At 73.0% G+C, this 23,303-nt stretch carries 20 protein-coding genes; 6 read left to right on the top strand and 14 right to left on the bottom strand.

Annotation, left to right across the window (positions count from 1 at the left end; translation table 11 throughout):
• Positions 1 to 54 precede the first annotated feature (54 nt).
• A complete protein-coding gene (locus IE308_RS10630) occupies positions 55 to 846 on the top strand; it encodes an alpha/beta fold hydrolase (RefSeq protein WP_190217673.1) in 792 nt (263 codons plus the stop codon).
• A 73-nt stretch (positions 847 to 919) separates the two neighbouring features.
• Here IE308_RS10630 and IE308_RS10625 read toward each other — a convergent pair whose 3' ends face one another.
• Entirely contained in the window at positions 920 to 1,342 is a 423-nt protein-coding gene (locus IE308_RS10625; RefSeq protein WP_190217672.1) for an SRPBCC family protein, read from the bottom strand.
• A 152-nt stretch (positions 1,343 to 1,494) separates the two neighbouring features.
• On the opposite strand from IE308_RS10625, the gene IE308_RS10620 reads away from it, so the two are divergent.
• Entirely contained in the window at positions 1,495 to 3,066 is a 1,572-nt protein-coding gene (locus IE308_RS10620) for an alpha-L-arabinofuranosidase B (RefSeq protein ID WP_190217671.1), read from the top strand.
• Between the two features lie 96 nt (positions 3,067 to 3,162).
• Here the strand turns inward: IE308_RS10620 and IE308_RS10615 are convergent, their stop codons facing one another.
• The 5 genes from IE308_RS10615 to IE308_RS10595 all read right to left on the bottom strand — a co-directional run bounded on the left by IE308_RS10615 (position 3,163) and on the right by IE308_RS10595 (position 9,334).
• Positions 3,163 to 5,472: a beta-L-arabinofuranosidase domain-containing protein gene (locus IE308_RS10615; RefSeq protein WP_190217670.1), complete on the bottom strand. Its 2,310-nt coding sequence runs from the start codon at positions 5,470 to 5,472 to the stop codon at positions 3,163 to 3,165.
• 141 nt (positions 5,473 to 5,613) lie between these two features.
• The gene (locus IE308_RS10610) at positions 5,614 to 6,315 is read right to left on the bottom strand and encodes a class I SAM-dependent methyltransferase (RefSeq protein ID WP_190217669.1); all 702 of its coding nucleotides are present in this window, start codon (positions 6,313 to 6,315) and stop codon (positions 5,614 to 5,616) included.
• A gap of 61 nt (positions 6,316 to 6,376) precedes the next feature.
• A complete protein-coding gene (locus IE308_RS10605) occupies positions 6,377 to 7,225 on the bottom strand; it encodes an endonuclease/exonuclease/phosphatase family protein (RefSeq protein WP_190217668.1) in 849 nt (282 codons plus the stop codon).
• An 80-nt stretch (positions 7,226 to 7,305) separates the two neighbouring features.
• On the bottom strand, positions 7,306 to 8,187 hold the full coding sequence (locus tag IE308_RS10600; protein WP_229908818.1) for an oxidoreductase: 882 nt from the start codon (positions 8,185 to 8,187) through the stop codon (positions 7,306 to 7,308).
• A gap of 127 nt (positions 8,188 to 8,314) precedes the next feature.
• Positions 8,315 to 9,334: a helix-turn-helix transcriptional regulator gene (locus tag IE308_RS10595; protein ID WP_110626111.1), complete on the bottom strand. Its 1,020-nt coding sequence runs from the start codon at positions 9,332 to 9,334 to the stop codon at positions 8,315 to 8,317.
• A gap of 372 nt (positions 9,335 to 9,706) precedes the next feature.
• Here IE308_RS10595 and IE308_RS10590 point away from each other — a divergent pair, with 372 nt between their 5' ends.
• The 3 genes from IE308_RS10590 to IE308_RS10580 all read left to right on the top strand — a co-directional run bounded on the left by IE308_RS10590 (position 9,707) and on the right by IE308_RS10580 (position 12,322).
• Entirely contained in the window at positions 9,707 to 11,020 is a 1,314-nt protein-coding gene (locus IE308_RS10590) for a M28 family metallopeptidase (RefSeq protein ID WP_190217667.1), read from the top strand.
• Between the two features lie 118 nt (positions 11,021 to 11,138).
• Complete coding sequence (locus IE308_RS10585) at positions 11,139 to 11,675, top strand: GNAT family N-acetyltransferase (RefSeq protein WP_110626109.1); 537 nt, start codon at positions 11,139 to 11,141, stop codon at positions 11,673 to 11,675.
• A complete protein-coding gene (locus IE308_RS10580) occupies positions 11,675 to 12,322 on the top strand; it encodes a hypothetical protein (RefSeq protein WP_190217666.1) in 648 nt (215 codons plus the stop codon). Before IE308_RS10585 ends, IE308_RS10580 begins: the two co-directional genes overlap by 1 nt.
• Before the next feature lie 37 nt (positions 12,323 to 12,359).
• Here the strand turns inward: IE308_RS10580 and IE308_RS10575 are convergent, their stop codons facing one another.
• The 4 genes from IE308_RS10575 to IE308_RS10560 all read right to left on the bottom strand — a co-directional run bounded on the left by IE308_RS10575 (position 12,360) and on the right by IE308_RS10560 (position 15,389).
• The gene (locus IE308_RS10575) at positions 12,360 to 13,964 is read right to left on the bottom strand and encodes a polyamine aminopropyltransferase (RefSeq protein WP_190217665.1); all 1,605 of its coding nucleotides are present in this window, start codon (positions 13,962 to 13,964) and stop codon (positions 12,360 to 12,362) included.
• Positions 13,965 to 13,974: 10 nt separating this feature from the next.
• The gene (locus IE308_RS10570) at positions 13,975 to 14,412 is read right to left on the bottom strand and encodes a DUF350 domain-containing protein (RefSeq protein ID WP_110626106.1); all 438 of its coding nucleotides are present in this window, start codon (positions 14,410 to 14,412) and stop codon (positions 13,975 to 13,977) included.
• A 72-nt stretch (positions 14,413 to 14,484) separates the two neighbouring features.
• Entirely contained in the window at positions 14,485 to 14,886 is a 402-nt protein-coding gene (locus tag IE308_RS10565) for a DUF4247 domain-containing protein (protein WP_190217664.1), read from the bottom strand.
• Positions 14,883 to 15,389 (bottom strand): DUF2617 family protein, encoded by a 507-nt coding sequence (locus tag IE308_RS10560; protein WP_190217663.1) that lies wholly within the window; start codon positions 15,387 to 15,389, stop codon positions 14,883 to 14,885. The genes IE308_RS10565 and IE308_RS10560 overlap by 4 nt, the downstream gene beginning before the upstream one ends.
• Positions 15,390 to 15,543: 154 nt before the next feature.
• On the opposite strand from IE308_RS10560, the gene IE308_RS10555 reads away from it, so the two are divergent.
• Positions 15,544 to 18,342 carry an ATP-binding protein gene (locus IE308_RS10555; protein ID WP_190217662.1) on the top strand — a complete coding sequence of 933 codons (2,799 nt, stop codon included), beginning with the start codon at positions 15,544 to 15,546 and terminating at the stop codon, positions 18,340 to 18,342.
• Positions 18,343 to 18,481: 139 nt separating this feature from the next.
• On the opposite strand, the gene sigJ is transcribed toward IE308_RS10555, so the two are convergent.
• The 4 genes from sigJ to IE308_RS10535 form a co-directional block, all read right to left on the bottom strand.
• The gene (gene sigJ / locus IE308_RS36865) at positions 18,482 to 20,110 is read right to left on the bottom strand and encodes an RNA polymerase sigma factor SigJ (RefSeq protein WP_229908817.1); all 1,629 of its coding nucleotides are present in this window, start codon (positions 20,108 to 20,110) and stop codon (positions 18,482 to 18,484) included.
• Positions 20,107 to 21,327 (bottom strand): NAD(P)/FAD-dependent oxidoreductase, encoded by a 1,221-nt coding sequence (locus IE308_RS10545; protein WP_190217661.1) that lies wholly within the window; start codon positions 21,325 to 21,327, stop codon positions 20,107 to 20,109. The genes sigJ and IE308_RS10545 overlap by 4 nt, the downstream gene beginning before the upstream one ends.
• Before the next feature lie 69 nt (positions 21,328 to 21,396).
• On the bottom strand, positions 21,397 to 21,993 hold the full coding sequence (locus IE308_RS10540) for a dihydrofolate reductase family protein (protein WP_190217660.1): 597 nt from the start codon (positions 21,991 to 21,993) through the stop codon (positions 21,397 to 21,399).
• A gap of 130 nt (positions 21,994 to 22,123) precedes the next feature.
• Positions 22,124 to 22,756 (bottom strand): hypothetical protein, encoded by a 633-nt coding sequence (locus IE308_RS10535; RefSeq protein WP_190217659.1) that lies wholly within the window; start codon positions 22,754 to 22,756, stop codon positions 22,124 to 22,126.
• Positions 22,757 to 23,303: the final 547 nt, after the last annotated feature.

Raw genomic sequence — 23,303 nt, 5'->3', positions numbered from 1 at the left:
CCGATCGCCCGGCCGGTGCCATGAAGTAGCCGTAGATGATGAAGACTTGGGCTCATGTCACAGAGCGGACACCGCGTCCCCGGCTTCGACGGCACGCTTCTCGCGGTGCAGGACCTCGGCAGCGGGTTCCCGCTGGTGCTGCTGCCGGGGCAGGCGAACAACCACCACTGGTGGGACGACGCGCGGGCGGACTTCCACGCGACGCATCGCACGATCACCTTCGACTACCGGGGCACGGGCGACAGCGGCGCTCCCGAAGCGGGCTACTCCACACCGGAGTTCGCCGAGGACGTCATCGCGGTCCTCGACGCGCTCGGCGTGGAACGCGCCGACGTGTACGGCACGTCGATGGGCGGACGGGTCGCCCAGTGGGTCGCCGTGCACCATCCGGACCGCGTGCGGCGGCTGGTCCTCGGCTGCACCTCACCCGGCGGTCCGGAGGCGCTGGAGCGTGACGCGTCGGTGCGGCGCGCCCTGGGGCAGGCCGATAGGAGAGCGGTGGTGAAGGCCCTCGTCGACCTGATGTACTCGCCCGGCTGGCGTGCCTCGCACCCGGGGCCGTACCGCACGCTCGGCGACCCGGCCATGGCGCCGCACGCCCGCCGCGGCCACCTGCGGGCCAGTGACCGGCACGACGCGTGGGACGCGCTGCCGCGGATCACCGCGCCGACGCTGATCCTGCACGGCGCCGACGACCGCATGACCCCCGCCGGCAACGTGCCCCTGCTCGCCTCCCGCATCCCGGACGCGCGCACCCACGTCTTCCCGGGCGCCCGGCACGCCTACTTCGAGGAGTGCCGTCCGCAGGCGAGCGCCCTGGTGGCCGCCTTCCTGGCGGGCGAGTGACGGCTGTCCCGCTCACGGCTGTACCGCTCACGGCTGCCCCCGCCGCGGCGCCCCCGACCGGCACCCGTGGGCGTCAGGCCGACTGCTCGGCGCGCCGCTTCGTGTGCGTCGCCTCCAGCTCGACGTAGCGCCGCGTCTGGCGCCCCGTCAGGAGGCCGACGAGGGGCGCCGCGAGCCCGGTCTGGTCGATGCCGAGCGTGAGGGTGCTGCCGCCGTCGCGGGGCGCGATCACGTGCGTGGCGGTCGTCGTCACACCGCCGGAGGTCGTCTGCCAGGTGAACGACCGGCCGGGCGTCCATTCGGTGATCCGCCACGTCAGCACCGGCATCCGCGGCTGTCTGACGCGGAACAGCGAACCCGGCCCCGACTCCTCGCCGCCGAGGCGCTCGACGCGGCGCACGGTGGGAAGGAAGTCGGGCCAGCGTTCCACGTCCGAGACGACCTGCCACACGTTCTCCGGCGGAGCCTCGATCTCGACCTGGGTCGTCCACTGCATCTCGGAGAGATCCCCTCTGTGCGCGATCTGTTGACAGGCGTCCGGTACTTCCTATCATCAGACTCCGTCCGTGAATACGACCAATGTTCGAAATGACGGACAGAATGGCTCGATGCTTGTCATGCGCATGACCGTCGACCGTAAGGAGTCCCATGTCCCTGACACCGACCCGCTTGACCCGGGTCAGGCCCCTCGCGCTGCTCGCCCTCGTCCTCGCCATGGCCACGGCCCTGCTGGGCGGCCGCGCCTCCGCCGGGAGCAGCGCCGCGGCCGCCGGCTCCCTGCCCTGTGACCTGTACGCCGCCGGCGGCACCCCCTGCGTCGCCGCGCACAGCACGACCCGCGCCCTGTACTCCGCCTACAGCGGCCGCCTCTACCAGGTCAGGCGCGCCTCGGACGGTGCCACGCGGGACATCGGCGTCCTCGGCGCGGGCGGCTACGCCGACGCCGCCGCACAGGACTCCTTCTGTGCGGGCACGAGCTGTCTGATCACCGTCCTCTACGACCAGTCGGGCCGCGGCAACCACCTCACCCAGGCGCCGCCCGGCGGCTTCCAGGGCCCGGCCGCGGGCGGGTACGACAACCTCGCCGAGGCGTCCGCAGCCCCCGTCACCGTGGGCGGCCACAAGGCGTACGGCGTCTTCGTCGCGCCCGGCACCGGCTACCGCGACAACAGCACGAACGGCATCGCCACCGGGGACCAGCCGGAGGGCATGTACGCCCTGTTCGACGGCACCCACTACAACGGCGGCTGCTGCTTCGACTACGGCAACGCCGAGACCAACAGCCGGGACAACGGCAACGGCACCATGGAGGCCATCTACTTCGGCAACATCAAGGTGTGGGGCTACGGCACCGGCAACGGCCCCTGGGTCATGGCCGACCTGGAGAACGGCCTGTTCTCCGGCGTCAACCCGGGCTACAACGCGGGCAACCCCAGCGTCAGCCACCGGTTCCTCACCGCCCTCGTCAAGGGCGGCCCGAACCACTGGGCGATCCGGGCCGGCAACGGCCAGTCGGGCGGCCTGTCCACCTACTACGACGGAGCGCGCCCCAACGCGTCGGGCTACAACCCGATGAAGAAGGAAGGGGCCATCATCCTCGGCATCGGCGGCGACAACAGCAACGGCTCCGCCGGCACGTTCTACGAGGGCGTGATGACCTCCGGCTTCCCGTCGGACGCCACCGAGAACGCCGTACAGGCGAACATCACCTCGGTCGGCTATGCGGCCCCTGCCCTCGCGGGCGCGTCCACCGTCGGGTCCCGGGTCTCGCTGCGGGCCACCACCTCCTGCTGCACCACCTCCTACCTCCGGCACAACACCGCCGACACCAACGCCGCGATCGGCACCGTCTCCTCCTCCAGCTCCTCCGCCGACAAGGCCGCCGCCACCTGGATCGTGCGCCGCGGCCTGGGCGACGCCTCGTGCGTCTCCTTCGAGTCGGCCGACAAGCCCGGGCAGTACCTGCGCCACTACGACTTCCGGCTGCGCGTCGACGCCATCGACAGCAGCGCGCTGGCGAGGCTGGACGCCACGTTCTGCCCGCAGGCGAGCCACAACGGGCAGGGCGTCTCGTTCCGCTCGGCCAACTACCCGAGCGATTTCGTACGCCACTACAACTACGGCGTCTACGCGGCGAGCCACGGCGGCTCCCACGACTGGGACAGCGCCACCGCCTGGGCCGACGACACGAGCTGGGTCGTGACCTCGCCCTGGGCCTGACCTCCGCCCGGCGCCACCCACGCGCCGTCCGCTCCGAGGCCGTGCCGCCCGATCCGGCGGCACGGCCTCATGCGTCGTCCAGTGCGGGGGCGGGCGTCAGCGCAGGACGCGCCACCGGTTGTCGGGACTGCCGTCGTCCGGGGCCTGCATCACGAAGGCGCCCATCGCGGTGGAGCCGTTCTCGATGCCGAGCAGCTTCCCGCTGTTCACGTTGCGGATCTTGAAGGTGCCGTCGCCCTGGTCGAGGAGGACCCAGCGGTGGTCGGCGGTGCCGTTGTCCGACCACTGCAGGACGGTCGCGCCGTCGGCCGTCGACATGTCCCGCACGCCGAGCACCTTGCCGCTGTGGACGTTGCGCAGGCGTACGGCGTCGCCGTCGGGGATCATCTCCCAGTCGTGGTCGGCGGTGCCCGAGTCGCTCCACTGCAGGGCGCGGCCGCCGTCGGCGGTGGACATGTCCTGGATGCCGAGGACGAGCCCGCTGGCGGCGTTGGCGAGGCGGACGGAGGAGACGGAACCGGTGTTCCAGTAGACCGTGTAGTTGTGGCCGTGGGCGTCGTGGAAGGGGCCCAGGGCGACGGTCGAGCCGTTCGCCGTTGCCGTGAAGGACAGCGCGGTGGAACTGGTCCGCCGGATCGACGACGTGTCCAGCGCGGGCAGCGAACCGAGCGCGGTGTCACCGTAGTTGCCGGACAGGACGACGGGGCCGTGGGTGATCGCGGCGACGTTCGGGTTGTCGTTGGCCGGGCGCAGGACGGTCCGCATGGGCAGGCGGACGGTGACCGTGTCGCCGGAGGTCCAGGCCCGGGTCAGCGTGGCGTAACTGCCGGGCGTGGTGGCGATGTTCTGCACGACGCCGTTGACGCTGACGGTGGCGCCGCTGGTCCAGGCGGGGATGCGGACGCGCATCGCCCAGGTGCCGCCGACGGAGCCGGTGACGCGCAGGGTCGTGGTGTCGCTCGCCGGGTACGACGTGGTCTGGGTGACGGTGATGTCGCGCTGGGTCCAGGTGAGGACCGAGGGCACGAACAGGTTCACCGTCAGGGTGGTGCCGGCCTGGAAGTAGACGGAGTCCATCAGTCGGGTGTGCATCTCCAGGCCCGTGCCCTGGCAGCACCAGAAGGTGGTGTAGTCGGTGCTCCAGGTGCCGCCGCCCCAGGCCGGGCCGACGCCCCGCCGGCCGCCGGGGTTGAGCGGGGTGAAGTAGGTGACGTGGCCGTGGGGGTCGGCCGGGTTCTGCTGGCCGATCATCTGGTTCAGCCAGGCCTGCTCGTAGTAGTCGAACAGGGCCGCCCGGTCCGGGGTGAGGGTGAACAACTCCCGGGTGAGCGTGAGCATGTTGACGGTGTTGCAGCTCTCGCAGGTGTCCTGCCGGAGGTAGCCGGCGATGGCGTTCGGGGCGCGGAAGTGCTCGGCCTGGCTGTTGCCGCCGATGGCGTAGGTGTGCGCGCCGACGCAGATGTTCCAGGCGTTGGTGGCGATGTCCCGGTAGCGGGTGCTGCCCGTCGCCTTGTACGCGCGGGCGGCCCCGATCCATTTCGGTACCTGGGTGTTGGCGTGCAGCCCGGCCAGCCTGTCCTGGCCCGCCGCCAGCGGGTCGAACACGGCGGCGTGGTCGAAGCGCTGGGCGGCGCTGAGCCAGCGGGTGTCGCCGGTCTGCCGGTAGAGGTCGGTCAGAACGGCGTTCATGCCCCCGAACTCGGTGCTTAGCACGGCCTGCATCTGGGCCGTGCTCAGCCGGGCGGTGCGCCGGTCGACCCAGCCCGCGAGGGCCAGCAGCACGTCCCGGGCCTGCGTGCTGCCGAGGTACCGCCACACGTCCAGCAGGCCGGTGAGGGTCTTGTGGATCGTGTAGTACGGCACGTTCCCGTTGGACAGCGTGCCCGCCTCCAGCGCGGCGAAGTCGGACTCCGGGTAGCCCGACAGGTATCCCGCGCCGAAGCCGGCGGCACTGTCGTTGCCCTGGCACTTGGCCAGCTCCGCCACCATGTAGAGGGCCTTGTCCCGACAGACGGTGTCCCCGGTGACGGCGTAGGCCTGAGCCCAGGCGGTGAGGAAGTGCCCCTGCACATGGCTGCGGAAGGGGAAGTCGGGTGCCTCCCAGCCGCCCACCGGGGCCGCGCCGTTCGTCGGCAGGCGGTGGTTGACGCGGAAGGTGTACAGCAGCCGGTCGACGTCGACGAACCGCAGATAGCTCAGGGTGCGGTTCTGGTTGTCCAGCCACCGGCTCGCGGTCAGCCTGACCTGACCCAGCTCGAAGGGGGAGGCCAGCACTCCGGTGTCGGCACGGACCGCCGGTACGGCCGCCCGGGCGGCGGATCCGCCGAGAAGCGGCCCGACGGCACCCGCGGCGGCGCCGGCCCCGGCGATCTGGAGGAGGCGGCGTCTGCTGACGGAAGAGGACATGGGGATCCTTTCGGCTCAGGCTCGCACCCCGGAAGGGGGCAAGCTGTGTTCCGTATTTCGAACGCCGTTCGGAGAATCGACGAGACGATAGGGGTGCGGCCATGTACCCGTCAATGCCGCGGACGGTCCCGCCCGCACCGCCTAGGCGGGCACCTCGACGACGAAGAACAGAAAGCAGGGCCGGGTCGACAACTCGCGGAAGCCGTCCGGAAACAGCTCTCGGGCGGCCGGATCGGGCTGCGGCTCGCTGATGACGGAAAGGCGGAATCCGGCCGCGGCGAAGGCATCAATCATCGCCTGCAACGACTTCCGCCAGAACCGCATCGGCACGGACCGTCCGCCGAAGGCCCAGTGGAAGGTGTAACCGGTGGTCGCGAAGTAGTCGGGCCGGGGCTCCTCAATGGTGTAGGCCACGAACGGATGGTCCACCGAGGCGATCAACCGCCCGCCGGGCCGCAGCACCCGCCGCATCTCGGCCAGCGTCGGCCCCCAGTCCTCCAGATAGTGCAGCACCAGCGACGCGACCACGTCGTCGAAGACACCGTCCCCGAACGGCAGCGCATCGCGCAGGTCCGCCCGGCGCAGGTCCGCGTCCTCACCGAGCCGCCGCCTGGCCAGCGCCAGCATCCCCGCACTGGCGTCGACCCCGGTGACGACGGCACCCCGCTCCCGCAGCGCGGCCGACAGCGGCCCCGACCCGCACCCGGCGTCCAGAACCCGCCGCCCGGCGACATCACCGGCGAGGTCCAGCATGGCGGGCCGCGCGTAGTAGGCGTTCACCAGACTGTTCTCGGTCTCGGCGGCGTAGGCCTCGGCGAAACCGTCGTAGTCGTTGATCTCCATCGCGGCAGCCTAGGTGTCACATGATCCGCTCGCTGCCCCGGAATGGTGAACGACGGCGTGTTCAGGCCAGGTCGGCGTGGACCAGGTCGTGGTCCGAGTACGACGTGCGGTGGACCCGGTGTGCGAGCGGGGTCAGGCCCCGCAGGAACACGTAGTCGAACTTGCTCAGCCAGTCGGTCGTCGGCCGGCACGCGCCGGTGGATACGGGACGGCACTCGGGGTCCGTGTCCGAGGCCAGGGCCCACATGGGGGCGAGTTCGGGGGCGTCGGGTACGGCGTTGAAGTCGCCGAGGACGATCGCGCGGTCGTACCGGGCGACCACCGCCGCGAGCACCTTGATCTGGGCCGCCCGGACCGTCTCCTGGCGCCGCTGGGCGAGGTGCGTGTTGAAGACCCGCACGGACCGGCCGGCCACCGTGGTGGTGACGGCCATGTACCCGCGGTCCTCCGACCCGCCGTCGGGGTACTCGGCCCGGACGACGTCCGTCATCGGCGCCGCCGACAGCAGCGCCTGGCCGTAGCCGCCCGGGTGCCACGGCAGTCCGCCGCAGCGGCCCCAGTCCCGCAGGACCGTGCCGTAGGCGACGTGGTAGACCAGCCCGTACCGGAACTCGAGATAGTCCCGGATGCGCTCGACGTCCCGCTCGCACGATTCCTGAACGGCGATGACCTGCGGCGCGTACGCGGCCAGCTCCGCCGCCTGGTCGGCGTTGCTCGTCTCGCACGGGTTGCAGAGGTTCCAGGTCGCCACCCGGTTCGGCACGACGTGCCTGACGGCGTCGGCGGGCAGCGCCCTGGCGATGAGGCCGCCGCCGGGTGTACTCGCGCCGACGAGCGCCAGGCAGGCCACGATCAGGGCACCCGCGAGCAACCGCGCGTCCCGTCCGAGCACCGACGGCCTCCTCGGCATGGACTCCCCTGACACCTGACACCTGACATCCGACGTCCCGTGTACGAGGTTATGGCACGCGGTTGCCGGCACTCATGTGGTCAGGCGTCGAAGTCGGTGCCGCGGCTGACCTTCTCCCAGGCCAGCGCCTCCGCCCGGGCCGCCTCCGCGTGGGCCGTGATCGCGTCGACCGCGTCGTTGCCCAGGGCCAGACGCAGCGGCGTGGTGTCGCTGTCCAGCGCCTTCAGAATGGCGGCGGCCGCCTTCGCCGGATCCCCGGCCTGCTTGCCGTCGCTCTCCGGCAGCCCCGTGCGGACGGCGCCGACCGTCTCGGCGTACTCCGGCATCTCGGCGGTCTGCTGCAGCGCCCCGCCGCCCGCGAACGAGGTGCGGAACGAACCGGGCTCGACGATCAGCGCCTTGATCCCGAACGGGGCGACCTCCGCGGCGAGCGCCTCCGTCAGACCTTCGAGGGCGAACTTCGTCGCCGAGTAGGCGCCGACCCCCGGGAAGGACAGCCGGCCGCCCATGCTGCTCATCTGCACGATCGCGCCGGACTTCCGGGCGCGCATGTGCGGCAGGACGGCGCGGGTGAGGCGCGCGGGCCCGAAGAAGTGCAGCTCCATCAGGTCCCGGAGCTCCTGGTCCCCGGTCTCCTCGACGGCGCCGACGAGGCCCCGCCCCGCGTTGTTCACCAGGACGTCGATACGGCCGTACCGCGCGACGACGTCGGCGACCGTCGCGTCGATGCCGGCAGCGTCCGTGACGTCCAGGGCGACCGGGAGCAGCCGCTCGGGATGCGTCGCGGCCAGGTCGTCCAGTGCGGCCGGGCGGCGGGCCGCCGCGGCGACCGTGTCACCGGCCGCGAGCGCGGCCTCGGCGATGCTCCGGCCGAAGCCGGACGTGGCGCCCGTGATGAGCCACACCCTCCCGGACGCCGACGCGGACACGGACGAGCTGGGCTTCGGCTCTTGCGTGGACAAACATCCTCCTCGGATGGCATGTGCGGCACCTGAATCGGCGCACGGCGAGAATGCCCGATCCGCGTCCGGCGGTGTTGTCACCGCGTATCCGTCGCCTTGTCGATCCGTCTCGTGTCGCCGGCCGGGGTCAGGAGTCCCCGGCGTGCTCGCCCAGGGCCTGCCGGCGGTACTCGCTGGGGGCGAGCCCGTAGGCGGTCCGGAAGGCGCGGGTGAAGTCGGAGGGGCGGGGCAGTCCCCAGCGGGCCCCGACCGCGTGGACGGGCAGCGCGCGCAGCGACGGGTTCGCCAGATCGTCCCGGGCCTTCTCCAGCCGCTGGGAACGGATCCACGCGGCGACCGTCTCGCCCCGGGAGCGCCGGGTGAAGACGCGGTGCAGGTGGCTGACCGAGATGTGGTGGGCGGCGGCGACCACGCCCGGAGTCAGTTCCGGATCGGGCAGGTTCTGCCGGATGAACGTGCGGATCCGTCTGACCAGCACCTCGTGGCGGGACTCCGGCGGCAGGGCGCCCTCGGCCTCCAGAGCGTGGGCGAAGAAGGCGGACACCAGGTCGGCCGTCACCGTGCCGAGGCGCGGCGCGTCGGCCGGCCGGAGGGTGCCGGCATGCCGGTGCAGCCCGCACAGGAAGTCGGCCAGCAGGGCACCCGTACCGTCGCGCACCGACAACTCGCGTCCCAGCAGCCGGTCGACCTGCCCCTGGGGCAGGGGCAGCAGCGACTTGGGCAGGTCGACCCCCACGCCGGCCACGACACCCGGCTCCCCGTCCGCCGCCGGCCCGGACGGGGACGCGGACGCCAGGGCCTCGCAGGCCTGCCAACTGGCGTCCACGAGAAGCCCGCCCGCCCCTATGGCGGCCGACCCGCCGCGTTCGTGACTCTGCGTCAGCTCGCCCTCCGTCAACAGCGACAGGTGGTACACCTCGGTGTCCGACTGCCGCACCCTGCGCGCGCTGCGCCGGAAGTGCGCAGGGGAGAAGGAGCTGCGCCACACCGTCACCGGCCCCAGCTCCAGCACCCGCAACTCCGCGCGGAAGTCGTCGACATGGACGCTGGTCGCCTCGTTGGCCCGGCTCCGGTCGATCAACTCCCGCCAGCGTTCGAACCGCTCGCTCGCGGGGGCGTCCTCGCTGCGGAACACGGTGTCGATCACTCCTGCACTCCCTCTGTCCTCGGGGCGAGGGGCGGTCGAGAACATCCCCTCACCTCGTTGACGTGTGAGGAGCAGTGGATGTTGCACGCGGTCCTCATGTGGCCGAAGGGGTGCGGGATCCAGTGGGGGGCCATGTCCCACACCGTCCGCCGTCTCCCGGTTCCCCGCGTTCGGTGATCGAACACGCTCGCCCGGATATCGCTCTTGACGACAAGTCAGACTCTCCCCGACCATTCAGCTCGCACCACCGCACCAGGCACAGCACATCCCCGCACATGAACCGCACAGCTCCAGCACGCCCCGCCCCACCGTCACCGCGGGGCGTGTCGCACGTTCCGGACCCCATCCCCGTACGGAATCACGGAGCCCCACATGAATCTCCCCACTCGTCACCGTGCCCTCGCGGTCGCCGGCCTCGCCCTCGCCGGGCTGCTCGCCGGTGCCGTCCCCGCAGCCACCGCCGCCGAGCCGGCAGCCGTCGCGGCGCCCGACATCCCGGTGGCCAACGTCAAGCAGCACCTCGCCGACCTCCAGTCGATCGCCAACGCCAACGGCGGCAACCGCGCCCACGGCCGCAGCGGCTACCGGGCGAGCATCGACTTCGTGAAGGCCAAGCTCGACGCGGCCGGCTACACCACGACCCTGCAGCAGTTCACGTACAACGGCAGCACCGGCTACAACCTCATCGCCGACCGGCCCGGCGGCGACCCCGACCAGGTGATCATGGCGGGTTCGCACCTCGACTCGGTGACCGCCGGGCCCGGCATCAACGACAACGGCTCGGGCTCGGCCGCGATCCTGGAGACCGCGCTCGCCGTCGCCCGCACCGGCTACCAGCCCGCCAAGCACCTCCGCTTCGGCTGGTGGGGTGCCGAGGAACTCGGCCTCGTCGGCTCCAAGTACTACGTGAACAACCTGTCGTCCACCGAGCGCGCGAAGATCAAGGGCTACCTGAACTTCGACATGATCGCCTCGCCCAACCCGGGCTACTTCGTCTACGACGACGACCCCACGATCGAGAAGACCTTCAAGGACTACTTCGCCGGTCTCGGCATCCCCACCGAGATCGAGACCGAGGGCGACGGGCGCTCCGACCACGCGCCTTTCAAGAACGCGGGCATACCCGTCGGCGGCCTGTTCACCGGCGCCGACTACACCAAGACCTCCGCGCAGGCACAGAAGTGGGGCGGCACGGCCGGCCAGGCCTTCGACCGCTGCTACCACTCCTCCTGCGACACCACCGCCAACATCAACGACACCGCGCTTGACCGCAACAGCGACGCCATCGCCCACGCGATCTGGACCCTCACCTCCGGCACCACGACCCCGCCGGCGGGCAAGGTCTTCGAGAACACCACCGACGTGGCCATCCCGGACAACGGCGCCGCGGTGACCACCTCCGTGAACGTCACCGGCATCACCGGAAATGCCCCGAACAACCTCGCCGTCGGCGTCGACATCGTGCACACCTGGCGCGGTGACCTCGTCGTCGACCTCGTCGCACCCGACGGCACGGTCTACAACCTGAAGCCGTTCTCGTCCTCCGACTCCGCCGACAACGTCCAGACCACCTACACCGTCGACGCCTCGTCCGAGACCGCCAACGGCACGTGGAAACTGCGGGTCCAGGACCGGGCCACGTACGACACCGGCTACATCAACGGCTTCAAGCTGACCTTCCCGTAAGGGATCCCGGGCGGGTCGGCCATAGAGGCCGGCCCGCCCGCTTGGACGCGGCCGGCCGCCTCGTCCGCACACCCGTAATCGTTTGCCGCGAGCCGAGCCGGTCCGATAGGAATCTCGCATGCTCAAAGGCGGCAAGGTCGGGCTCAGGGCCCGGCACGAGGACGACATCCCGGTCCTGCGGGCCGAGCTCTACGACGACCCGGTCAACGGATCGCGGGCCGAGGCCCGGCCCTGGCGGCCGATCACGCCCGGCACGAAGGACCCGCGGCTGGTCGTGGACGACACGGTGGACAGCGTCGTCCCCTTCTCCGTGGTGGACCTCGACAGCGGCGAACTGGTCGGCACCGCCACCCTGTGGGGCATCGACTCCCACCACCGGTCCGCGCACATCGGGCTGGGCCTGCTCCCGTCCTCCCGCGGCAAGGGCTACGGCACCGACGTGGTCGCCGTGCTCTGCCACTACGGCTTCGTCGTCCGCGGCCTGCAGCGGCTGCAGATCGAGACCCTGGCCGACAACCACGCCATGCTGCGCGCCGCCGAGAACAACGGCTTCGTCCGCGAAGGCGTCCTGCGCTCCTCGGCGTGGGTGCTGGGCGAGTTCCTCGACGAGGTGATCCTCGGTCTCCTCGTCCAGGAGTGGAAGGACCGCGCCTGATGGCCGATCGGGGCCGTCACCTGCCCCCGCCGCCCGACCACACCTGGGTGGTGGGGAGCCTCGCGGTGGCCCTGGAGGAGGGCGGGGGCCCCGGCCTCGGCTACCGGCGGGCGGGCGCCTGCCTGGAGTACGACGACGGAAGCGGCACCCACTGGCAGCTGGTCCGGCTCGCGGGCGGCCGCGCGGTCGTCACGGGGTTCGACGTCGACTACAGCGAGGAACGCGACCCGGCGGAGCTGCTGGCGGGCGCGCCCGGCTGGCTGCCCCGCGACTGGTCCGGCCTCACCGAGCGGATCGCGTTCTGCTACTGGTGGGAGCACGGCGCCGACGAGTGGTCGTACGCCTCCTGCCCGCCGGACCGCGGCGCCAAGGTCACCGGTTCGCCCTACGACGTGGAGGAGCGGCTCTTCGAGCGCGTCTGGGAGCGGGTCGGCGACGACGGCGAGGTGGCGCGGGAGTTCACGCCGCAGCTGGACGCCCTGCTCGACGCCGCCTTCGAAGGGCGCGTCGGCGAGGACGGGCTCGGCGCCGTCCTGCAGTGGCTGGAGGACGCCCGGTACGTCAGGCCCGCCGCGGCCCTCGCCGCCGCTGAAGGCGCCGGGCTCACCCCGGGCAGCCGGCGGCCCGAGCTGCCGGTCACTGCCTGAACGGCCCCCGGCGGGGGAGGCGGCGGCCGCCCGTCGGTCAGTAGTTGCGCCACTCGTCCAGGACGTAGTCCAGCACGGCCGGGTCCATCAGCGTGCTGGGGCGTACCCGCACGCGGCGGCGGTCGACGGGGAAGACGGTGGCCGCCCGGAGCACCGCGTCGTCCAGATAGCGCAGGTGCGGGGCGTCTGCTGCCAGCCGCAGGGGCGGGGGAGCGGTGCCGCCCGGGGCGGCCAGCACATAGCCCCAGTTGCCGAAGCTCGGCACGTCGACCTGGAACTGGGTGGTCGCGTACCCGGCCGACTCGATCGTCGTCACGATCGACCAGTACGTCTTCGGCGCGAAGAACGGCGACCCGCTCTGCACCATCACCCGGCTGTCCGGCGTCAGCACCTGCCGCAGCAGGTGGTAGAACTCCACCGAGTACAGCTTCGCCAGCGCCGGCGTGTCCGGGTCCGGGAAGTCGATGATCACCGCGTCGTAGCGCTGCTGCCGGGCGCCGCGCAGCCAGGTGAACGCGTCCGCGTTGACCACCTGCACCCGCGGGTCGCTCAACGCCCCGTGGTTCAGCTTGCGCAGCGGTCCGAAGTCCCGCGCCAGCCGCGTCATCGCCGGGTCCAGTTCGACGAGCGTCGCGTGCCGCACGTCCGGGTAGCGCAGCACCTCGCGCAGCGCGAGCCCGTCGCCGCCGCCGAGGATCAGCACGTTGCCGCGCCGCCCCGACAGCGCGGGATGGACCAGCGACTCGTGGTAGCGGTACTCGTCGACGGAGCTGAACTGCAGGTCGCCGTTGAGGAAGAGCCGGATGTCGGGATCGCCGGTGAAGGCCGTGGACCGCGTGACGACGATCTCCTGGTACGCGGTCGTCTCGGCGTGCACGATCGGGTCCGCGTACATGTGCTGACGGGCGGTCACCTCGATGTCGTCGCTGAGGACATACGCCGTGCCCAGCACCGCCAGCACCCCCGCCACCCCCGCCAGCAGCCCGGCCCGCACCACCCGCCGGGTCTGCCGGCGGAAAATGAACACCACGACGACGACCCCGGCCACCGCGTTGACCGCGCCGACCACCAGCGCGCCCTTCAGCTGGCCGAAGGTCGGCAGCAGCACCAGGGGGAAGCACAGTCCGCCCACCAGCGCCCCGATGTAGTCGACCGCGAACACGTCGGCGACCGCGCTGCCCGCCTCCTGCCGCCGGATCCGCTGGAGCATCGTCATCAGCAGCGGTATCTCCGCGCCGATCAGCACCCCCACCACCAGCGCCACGAAGATCATCGCCGGCATGTACAGCTGGAGCCAGGCGAAGGCCAGGTACAGCGCCAGCACGGACAGCCCGCCGACCAGCGCCAGCACGCCCTCCAGCAGCGCGAACGCGCCCACCGCCCGGCGGCGCAGCGGTTTGGCGGCGAGGGAGCCGACGCCCATGGCGAAGACCATCACGGAGATGACCACGGACGTCTGCAGGACCGAGTTGCCGATGAGGTAGCTGCCCAGCGCGGTCAGCGCCAGCTCGTACACCAGGCCGCAGGCCGCGCACAGGAAGACGGCGAACAGCAGCAGGAACCGCGCCCCCCGGCCGTGGGCGGGGGCCGGGGCGCGCGAGGGGACGGCGCTGTCGCGCTCGTCCACGGAGGTGACGCTCATACCGCCCGGCCTAGGAGAGCGCGGCGCCGACCATGAAGGCCGTGCCGAGGTACATGCCGGCCTGGACCCAGGCGGCGGGGTGCGGCCGGTCGTCCCGGTCGTCGAGGCAGACAGCACCCATCTGACCCGGCGTCAGCAGACCGATGACGATGCCGACCACCGTCATCACCAGCACGCCGGCCAGCCCGTACAGCAGAGTGCTGAACAGGCCCTGCCAGAGACCCTCCTCGGACTCGCTGGCCTGGATGGCCTCCATGATGACCAGCCCCACGGCGAGGGACTGGCTGCCCAGCAGAACGGCCGCGCCGCGGTTGCGGTCCGTCCACACCACGTGGAAGAGCTTGCCGGGCGTGACGAGGTCCAGGGCGACGAAGCCGACGGCCATCACGGCGAGGCCCACCACTCCGTAGAGCAGGGCCTGGCCGGCCGACTGGAAGATCTCGGTCACTGGGTTGCCTTTCTCGGGTGCGTCATCGGGATCGGGTGCGTCATCGGGGTCGGGTGCAGGCGGGTGACGGCGTCATTTGCCTTCGCCGGGGCCGCCGCCGCGGAAGCTCTGGCTGTCCGGGCTGGGCCAGTTGATCAGGTGCTGGTGGTGCCGGTGGTAGCCGTTGCGGTAGTCCTCGATCGAGATCAGGCTGCCCTTGCCGTACGGCGAGACGGTCACCATGTCGTCGCCGTAGCGCAGGAACTCCGAGCGGTCGCCGGAGGCCCGGTCGAGCGCGGCGCGGTGCCGGTGTATCGCGTCGGCCACCTGCGGCGGCGTACTGTCCGGGTCGACCCAGCCGCCCCCGTTCGAGGTGTACTTGTCGCGGATCCAGCTGCGCGGGACGCCGTTCTCACCGTCGCTGGAGCAAGCGGTGAGCAACACCGCGGCCAGCACGGCGGCCACCGCTCCACGGACGAGTCGGGCGCTGTTCATCGGGCCTCCAGCCGCGTGTACGTCGATACGATCTGGCCGTGCTGCGGGTACGTGTGCCAGGTGCGCCAGGCCAGGCCCGCGGCGGACGCGTCGGCCACCGGCTCGACGAGCACCGCCGTCAGGGCCTGGGGCGAACCGGGGAACACCCCGCACAGTGCGTGCTCGCAGTCGGCCACCCGGCTGAGGATCCGCGCCACGCGATCGGCGAACGCCGCCGGGGCCAGGCATCGGGTACGGGCGCTGAAACGGTACTGCCAGCCCGGCAGTTCCCGGGTGTACGCCGGGGGCAGACCGGTGACGGCATTCTGCAGACACGCCACGGTCTCCCGCACGGGCCCGGCGAACACCTGGTGCGAGGCGCCGAGCAGCCTCAGCCGTACGTCCAGCCCGCCCACGGCCACCCGGCGCTCGGCCAGCGCCGGGCGCTCGGCGAGCTCAAGCGAGAAGCAGAGCTGGTCTGCGGCCGTGTCCAGATAGGGGGCCTGCAGGGAAACGGTCTCCACGCGGCCCCCCGGTCCGATTGTGCTACGAGCGGCGCCGAGTATGTCACAGGAGACCCAAGAGGTTTAAGCGGAGGTAAAGGACGGTGCCTGCGGCGATGCCGACGGGCCCTGCCGAGCGGGCGTACGATCGCCGCCCGGACCCTAGGCTGGGAACGTGACCGAGGACGATCTCGTCGGCCGGGGCCGTGAGCTGGCGGTGCTGGAGCGACGGCTGGACGACGCGCGGGACGGCCGGGGCGGGCTCGTCCTCGTCGAAGGGGAGGCGGGCGCCGGCAAGACGGCCCTCGCGCACGCGCTCGCCCGCCGGGCCCGCCGTCGCGGGGCGCGGGTGGCGTGGGGCGCCTGCCTGGAGGGGGAGGGTACGGCCCCGTACCGGCCGTGGGTGCAGATCCTCGCCGACCTGCGGCCCGGCCCGGCCACCGCGGACCTCACCGCGCCCGCCCCGGACGACCGCTCCCGGTACCAGGTCTTCGACGCCGTCACCCAGACCCTGCGCACCGCGGCAGGACCCGCCGCCCTCCTCGTCGTGCTCGACGACCTCCACTGGGCCGACGCGGCCTCACTGCGGCTGCTGCAGTGGACGGCGTCCGCGCTGGCCGACGACAAGGTGCTGCTCGTCGGGCTGTACCGGGGGAGGGAGCCGTTCTCCTACGCGGAGGCGGAGGCCGTGCTGCGCGCCGTGGGACGGGAACGCGCGGCGCGGACCCTGGCCCTGGGGGCGCTGGCGCCGGACGAGGTCGCCGTGCTGGCCGAGCGGGCCCTCGGCCGGACCCCGGAGGAGGACCTGCTGGACGTCGTACGCGAACGCTGCGAGGGCAACCCCCTGTTCGTGCTGGAGATGCTGCGGCTGGCACAGGACGCCCCCCGGATGCCGGGCCGTGCGGTGCTGCCGGGGCGGTTGCCCGCCACGGTCCGCGAGGCGGTCGGCCGCCGGCTCGGCCGGCTGGACCCCGACGTACGCCTGACTTTGCGTCAGGCCTCCGTGCTCGGGCGTGAGTTCACGCTGCCCCTGCTGGCCGCGCTGACGGCGGGCACCCCCGACGCCCTGCTCGACCACCTCGACGCGGCCGTCGCCGCCGAGCTGGTCACCGACCTGGACGGGCACACCTTCCGGTTCGCCCACGTCCTCACCCAGGAAGTCCTCGCCGCCGAACTCCCCTCCACCGCACGCCGCCGCCTGCACGCCCGGGCCGCCACCGCCCTCGCCGCGGCACCGGGCGGCTCCCCGGACGCCGTCGCCCACCACCTGCGCCAGGCCGCCCCCCTCACCGGCGGGGCCGACGCGCTCGCCGCGACCCGCGCCGCCGCGGACCGGGCCCGCGCCCAACTCGCCCACGAACACGCCGCGTTCCAGTACCGGCAGGCGCTCGGCCTGCTGCCCCTCGTCGACGGGGGCGAGGCGCAACGCCCGGACCTGCTGCTGGAACTGGCCCGGTGCGCATTCCGGTCCGGGGCCGTGGACGAGGCCTGGCGGGCCTGCAAAGAGGCCGCCGACCTGGGCCGGGCCGCCGGTGACGCGAGAGTCGTCGCCGACGCGGCCACCGTCGTGCGCGGCATCACCAACTCCCCGCTCACCGCCGAGCTGCACGCCCTGAGCGAGGACGCGCTCACCCTCCTCGGCGACGACGACCCCGTACGGCGGGCCCGCCTCCTCGCCCAGTCCGCCGCCACCCTCGACCCCTTCGCCGGTGCCCGCGCCCCCGAGACCAGCCACCGCGCCCTGCTCGCCGCCGAGGCCTGCGGCGACCCGGACGCGCTGTTCCTCGCGCTGCAGGCCCGGCACACGGCCCTGGTCGACGGCCGGCACGTGCTGGAACGCCTGGCGATCGGGGAACGCGCCCTGCGCCTGGGCCGCGACACCGGCCGCGCCGAACCCACCGCCTGGGGGCACGCCTGGCGCATGGACGCGTTCTGGGAACTGGGCCGCCGGGTCCAGCTCGACGCCGAACTCGCCGCGTTCAGCGACCTGGTCGCCCGGATGAAAGAGCCTCTGTGGCAGTGGCGGCTGCTGCGCGTCCGCGCCTGCCTCGCCCTGTACGAGGGCCGGTTCGACGACGCCCGCGACCTCGCCGAGCGGGCCCTGGCGATCGGCCGGCGCGGCGGGCACGAGGGCGCCGCCTTCCTCGACCTGGTCTTCCGCTCCCACCTGGCGGTGCTCAGCGGCCGCGGATTCCCCGAGGTGGAGGCCGGGGTGCGCGCCTTCGTCGCGGAGGGCCCGTTCCTCGCCGCGGGCTGGCTCGCCGACGTCCTCGTCGCCCAGGGCAGGACGGCGGAGGCGGCCGGCCTGTGGCGGACGATCGCCCCGGCCGTACGGGACTTCCCGCGGCACGCCCCCGAGTGGATCGTCGCCCAGACCACCAGCGCCCACCTCGCCGTCCGTTTCGACGACCGCGCCACGGCCGCGCTGCTCCACAACGAGCTGCTGCCCTATGCCGACCGGCACGTCACCGCCGCCGCCCACAACCCGTCGGGCGGCCCCGTCACGCTCTGCCTCGGCGCGCTCGCCGGCTACCTGGGGGACCGGCCGGCCGCCGAACGGCACCTGCACGCGGCCCTCGCCTCCTGCCGGGCGACCGGATCACCGCCGTACGAGGCCTGGACGCATCTGGAGACCGCGCTGGTGCTGTCCCGGCGCCGGCCCCCGGACCCGCGCGGCGCCGCCGAGCACCTCGCCGCCGCGCGCGCCCTCGCCGAGCGGCTCGGCATGCGGCCGCTGCTCGACCGTATCGCCGCGGCGGAACCGGCCGGCCGCACGAGCGTGCTCACCCCGCGCGAGGAGGAGGTCGCCGCGCTGGTCAAGGACGGCCTCAGCAACCGGCAGATCGCCAGACGGCTGCACATGGCCGAGCGCACCGCGGAGAACCACGTCACCCACATCCTCACCAAACTCGGCTTCGACTCGCGGGCCCGGATCGCCGCCTGGTACGCGAGCCGGGACCGGGACCGGGGCTGACCCACGGCCCCAAGGGGCCGGACCGAGTACCGCTGTGAGTGGTTCCCCGGATGGCCCGCGGGCCGCCGCCCCCTACCGTCGTGCACACCGGTCGGCAACGGCACGGCCCTGGGTCGGGAGGCGAGCGGCATGCACGCGGTCATAGGCGTCTGGAGCATGGACGAGAGCAGATGCGCACCCTGCACGGGCGGATCGTGCCGGAGGTGAGCGCCCTGCCGGGCCTCGCCGCCGCGTACTGGGCGCACGACCCCCAGACCGGTAAGTACCACACCACGGTCGTGTTCGCCGACGAGTCCTCGGCGGCCGGCTTCAAGCAGTACCTGGAGGGGCAGTCGCAGGCCGCCGCACAGGCGGGCGTCACGGCGGACACCCTCGCACTGGCAGAGGTCGTCGCGGCGACGGCCCCGGAAGGAGAACAGCAGTTATGAACGCCTCCAGCGCCCTTTCCGCACCGACCGCCCCCCGACGGCTCGGCGGCAGCGCCCAGGCCGTCACCGCGATCGGCGTCTGCGCCCTGCTCGGCCTGCTCGACGTGGCCGGCACGGCCGGGCTCTTCGCCGACGACGGCCCGCCCTGGTGGATCGTCGTGCCGGGCACCGTCCTCGGCCTGCTCACCCTCGCGGCCACCCTGCCCGCCCTGCGCGGCAGCCGCCCCGCCCTGCTGACGGTGGTCGGCACGCGGCTGGTTTCCGCCGTCATGGGCTTCATCGTGTTCTTCGACGAGAGCGCCCCGCACTGGGCCGAGGTGACGGTGGCCGTCTCGATCGCGGTGACGATGACGGCCTTCGCGCTGCTCGTCGCAGACGGCACCGGCACGCGCCGAGAGCGCGGGTGAGAGGGGGCCGGCCGCCTGACGGGGGGAGGCGGCCGGCCACCCGGTCGGGAAGGCGAGCGGAACCGTCACCGCCGTGAGCTTGTCGGGGTTGCGGACGGCGTAGACACCGGTGATCTTCCCCTCCGTGATCTCGACGAGGAACACCCCTTCCGTGCGGTCGCCGCCGTGGACCACGACGGCGGGTGCGCCGTTGCAGATGGCCACCTCGATCCGCGGGTCGGCCAGCTGCCCCAGCCGGAAGACCCTGATCAGCACGGCCGCCACCTTCTCCGCTCCCACCACCGGCCGGCGCGCGGCGGTCGTCCGGCCGCCGCTGTCGGCGGTCCAGGTGGCGTCCGGGGCGAGCAGCGCGAGCAGCCCGGCCAGGTCGCCGGTGGTGGCCGCGGTGAGGAACCGCTCGGTGATCCGGGCGGTCTGCGCCGCGTCGACGGGCTCGAAGCGCCGGCGGCGCGCCCGCACGTGCTCGCGGGCGCGGTGCGCGATCTGCCGTGCCGTCGCGACGGACCTGCCCACCGCCGCGGCGATGTCGTCGTAGCCGAAGCCGAACACCTCGCGCAGCACGAACACCGCGCGCTCGTCGGGGGTGAGGGTTTCGAGCAGGACGAGCATCGCCATCGACACCGACTCGGCGAGCACCAGGTCCGCCGAGGCGTCGCTCTCGTCGAGGAGCAGCGGTTCGGGCAGCCAGGGGCCGACGTAGTCCTCCCGGCGGCGGGCGCTCGTCCGCAGCGCGTTGAGCGCCTGCCGGGTCACCAGACGTGCGAGGTACGCCTTGCTGTCGCGGACCGTCGCGAGGTCGACGGCGGCCCAGCGCAGGTAGCTGTCCTGCAGCACGTCGTCGGACTCGGTCGCCGAGCCGAGGATCTCGTAGGCGATCGTGAACAGCAGGGGCCGCAGCAGGGTGAACCGCTCGGCGTGCTCCTCGGTGCTCACCGGGAGGTGACCTCCTGGGAGGCGGAGGCGGAGGCGGAGGCGGAGGTGGAGGCGGAGGCGGGGACGGGCAGGCGCGGACCGCCCCGGGGCCAGCTCATGGAACCCGGCTCGCGGGCCTCCCGGCGGATCCTCTTCTCCACGACGAACCTGCAGGTCACCTCCTTGATCAGGGCGCCCGCCCGACCGCCGACGAAGACGTCGACCGGGGTGTCGTCCTTGCGGGCGAGCTGGCGGATCCCGGCCCGCCGGCCGAGGCTGAGGCACGCCCCCGTGAACGCCAGGTCGATCACGGCCGGTTCCGTCCCGGCGAGTCGGCTCAGCACGGTGTCGGCGGCCCGCGCGCCGAGCGGCCCGGCGGCGTAGCCGCTCATCCGCAGCGGCCGGCCCGACGGTGCGGCGGCGTCACCGGCCGCGACGATACGGTCGTCGTCGACGCAGGTCAGCGTCTCGTCGGTGAGCAGCCGGCCGAGGGCGTCGGTACGCAGCCCGCTCTGCGCGGCCAGGGCCGGTACGCCGAACCCCGCCGCCCAGACGGTCAGCGCGCTCGCCCGCACGTCGCCGTCGGCCAGGACGACGGCGTCCGGCCGGACCTCGGTCACCGCGCGGTCCCGCACCACGGTGACACCGTGCCGGTCCAGCCACCTGGCGACGTAGCGCCGCCCCGGCGCGCTGAGCGAGGGAGCGAGCTCCCGGCCGCACACCAGGGTCACCGCCCGCCCCCGCTCGGCGAGTTCGGCGGCCGTCTCGATCCCGGTGAGGCCCCCGCCCACCACGGTGACCGGGGCGTCCACGGGCACCTCCGCCAACCGGTCACGCAGCAGCTCGGCGTCCTCGAACTCGGCGACGGGCCAGGCGAATTCGACGGCGCCCGGCACGGAGGCCGGGACCGCCGACGTGCTCCCGACCGCGTAGACGAGGTAGTCGTATGCCAGAGCACCGCCCGAGGCGAGCCGCACCGCGCGGGCGGCGGAGTCGATCCGCGTGGCACGGTCGACGACCAGCCGCACGCCCTCTCCGAGCAGTGTGCCGTAGTCGAGCGTGGCGTTGCCGGTGCGGGCCAGGTACTGGTGCAGCCGGATGCGCTCCACGAACCGCGGCCGGGGATTGACCAGAACGACGTCGGTGTCGCGCCGCCCGCGCAGGCGGTTGGCGGCCAGCGTCCCGGCGTAACCACCGCCGAGGACCACGACTTTGCTGGGGTTGCTGTGTGCACTCATGCCCTCAGGACACCGGGGAGGGGCGAGACGTGACATGGGGTCGAGTGACGCGGGTCACTCCGCGGAGGATCAGTCGCCGGCGCGCTCGTAGGTGAGGAACACCGCGCCGCTGCCGAGGGCCGTGTGGTCGGTGAGCGTCCACAGGCGCGGGTCGAAGGCGGCCCTGCGGGAGAACAGCGGGATGCCGTCGCCGATCGTCAACGGGGCGACCTTGAGGATCAGCGTGTCGATCTCGCCGTACAGCGAGCCCGCCAGCTCGGCGCCGCCGAGCAGCCAGATGTCCTTGCCGTCCTCCTCCTTGAGCTTGCGCACCGTCGCCACCGGATCGTCCGCGACCAGCTCGACGGCCGGGGCCGGCGACTCGGTCAGGGTCCGGGAGAACACCAGGTGACGCAGGTGGGGGTAGGCGTCGGGGACACCGGCGGCGAGACCGATCTCGTAGCTGCGCCGGCCCTCCAGCACCGTGTCGAAGCGGGTGCCCTCCGCGGTGACCGACAGCGCCTGCCGGGCCTGGACGGGCAGCGTCTCGGGGTACTCGGCCACGAGGTGGGCGATGTAGTCCTGTTGGATCGGCCAGAACCCGCCGGGACCGGTGGGGTCCGCCCCGTCCGGGCCCGCTATGAAACCGTCGAGGGTGGTGGCCAGGTAGTGAACGAGCTTGCGCATGCGGGTCCTTCCGTCGGTCGAGCGGCCACGGCGCGACCGCCGAGTGATCATCGCACCCGCCCGGCCACGGCGGGCGCCGAACGCGGGTTCCCACCCGGACACGCCTGGCGGGCCGTCCGCTACGCCTATGTCAGCGGTCCCGGCGCCGCAGCTCGTCCAGGGGCGTTCCCGCCGCCCAGCGCCGCAGCGTCCGGCCGTCGACGAGCTGGACGTCGCCCCGCCGGGAAGCCCGCAGCACCTCGGCCCGGCTGAAGTCACCGCGATGGACGACGACTTCGAGCGGCTGCTCGGCCGCGGACGGAACCGGCCGGCTGACCGTCTCCACCCTCGTCGCGGCCCAGCCGGCGTCCTCGTCGGCCGCCGCGGCGGACTGGAACGAGACATCGAGGGTACGGCCCCGCCGGTCCCGGGCGTACAGCCGCGTCCGCCCCCTGCGCAGGGTCAGATCGGCCACGCTCCAGCCGTCACGCTCCAGCATCCGTGCCGTCGCCTCCACCAGCCCGCGGTCGTCCAGCCGGGCCAACTCACGGGCCGTGTAACGGCCCTTGCGGCGCCGGGCCGCCCTACGGCCCAGACGCAGGCCCACCGTGGCGGCCACCGCCAGCAGCAGCAGGCCGAGGAGCAGGCCGGCCGTCCCGAACGACCGGTGCAGCCCGCCGAGCAGCAGCGCGAGGGCGACCAGAGCCAGGCCGAGCCCGACGAAGGAGGGCAGCACGTCGCGGAACTCGGGCCCGTACCGCCCCTGCGCCCGCAGTTCGGCCACCCGCTGCTCCCGCCGGGCCCTGCGCGACGCCGCAGCACCCGCCGAACCGGCCGCGTCGCCCGGACCCGGCGGAACACCGGCCCGGCCCCGCCTCACCGTCGAGGCCTCCGGCCTCCGCAGCTCCGTCATCCCCGACGCCCCCGTCCCCGTCCCCTCGGCGTTCCCGCTGCGCGAAGACCCCCTCCGCGCCGCCGACGCCCGTCGCCGGCTCCGCCGTTCCGACCGTATCCCGACGACCACCGCGCCCGGCCCCCGGGCCACCGTTCACCGCACGCGCCCGGATCGCCTCTCGGCCAGGCCGGCCGGTCGTCGCCGCACCGGGCTCGGCAATCCCCCGACGGAGTGACGACCCCCTGTGCGAGTGATCGAACACCGTGCTGTCGGCCCCCTCGCCCAGTCCCCCCAAGGGCCGCACCCGCGCCCTCGCACATCCGGTCGACAGTTCGCTCGCCGCCACCCGTAACGGCCCTCCCAGCAGGGGAGTTGATGAGTCGTCCAGTCGCCGCCGCTCTCGCAGGAGGCATCGTTGCATCCCGTCCCTGGCAAC

The sequence above is a fragment of the Streptomyces griseosporeus genome, from assembly GCF_014656055.1.
Classification (GTDB): Bacteria; Actinomycetota; Actinomycetes; order Streptomycetales; family Streptomycetaceae; genus Streptomyces; species Streptomyces griseosporeus.
Note: the sequence above shows the minus strand (reverse complement) of the source record. Positions and strands in the feature narration are given on the sequence as shown.

Bases quoted from the DNA above. Each gene is read 5' to 3' on its own strand.
- IE308_RS10630 (WP_190217673.1), top strand. From the start codon at position 55: ATGTCACAGAGCGGACACCGCGTCCCCGGCTTCGACGGCACGCTTCTC.
- IE308_RS10625 (WP_190217672.1), bottom strand. From the start codon at position 1,342: ATGCAGTGGACGACCCAGGTCGAGATCGAGGCTCCGCCGGAGAACGTG.
- IE308_RS10620 (WP_190217671.1), top strand. From the start codon at position 1,495: ATGTCCCTGACACCGACCCGCTTGACCCGGGTCAGGCCCCTCGCGCTG.
- IE308_RS10615 (WP_190217670.1), bottom strand. From the start codon at position 5,472: ATGTCCTCTTCCGTCAGCAGACGCCGCCTCCTCCAGATCGCCGGGGCC.
- IE308_RS10610 (WP_190217669.1), bottom strand. From the start codon at position 6,315: ATGGAGATCAACGACTACGACGGTTTCGCCGAGGCCTACGCCGCCGAG.
- IE308_RS10605 (WP_190217668.1), bottom strand. From the start codon at position 7,225: ATGCCGAGGAGGCCGTCGGTGCTCGGACGGGACGCGCGGTTGCTCGCG.
- IE308_RS10590 (WP_190217667.1), top strand. From the start codon at position 9,707: ATGAATCTCCCCACTCGTCACCGTGCCCTCGCGGTCGCCGGCCTCGCC.
- IE308_RS10585 (WP_110626109.1), top strand. From the start codon at position 11,139: ATGCTCAAAGGCGGCAAGGTCGGGCTCAGGGCCCGGCACGAGGACGAC.
- IE308_RS10580 (WP_190217666.1), top strand. From the start codon at position 11,675: ATGGCCGATCGGGGCCGTCACCTGCCCCCGCCGCCCGACCACACCTGG.
- IE308_RS10575 (WP_190217665.1), bottom strand. From the start codon at position 13,964: ATGAGCGTCACCTCCGTGGACGAGCGCGACAGCGCCGTCCCCTCGCGC.
- IE308_RS10565 (WP_190217664.1), bottom strand. From the start codon at position 14,886: ATGAACAGCGCCCGACTCGTCCGTGGAGCGGTGGCCGCCGTGCTGGCC.
- IE308_RS10545 (WP_190217661.1), bottom strand. From the start codon at position 21,327: ATGAGTGCACACAGCAACCCCAGCAAAGTCGTGGTCCTCGGCGGTGGT.
- IE308_RS10540 (WP_190217660.1), bottom strand. From the start codon at position 21,993: ATGCGCAAGCTCGTTCACTACCTGGCCACCACCCTCGACGGTTTCATA.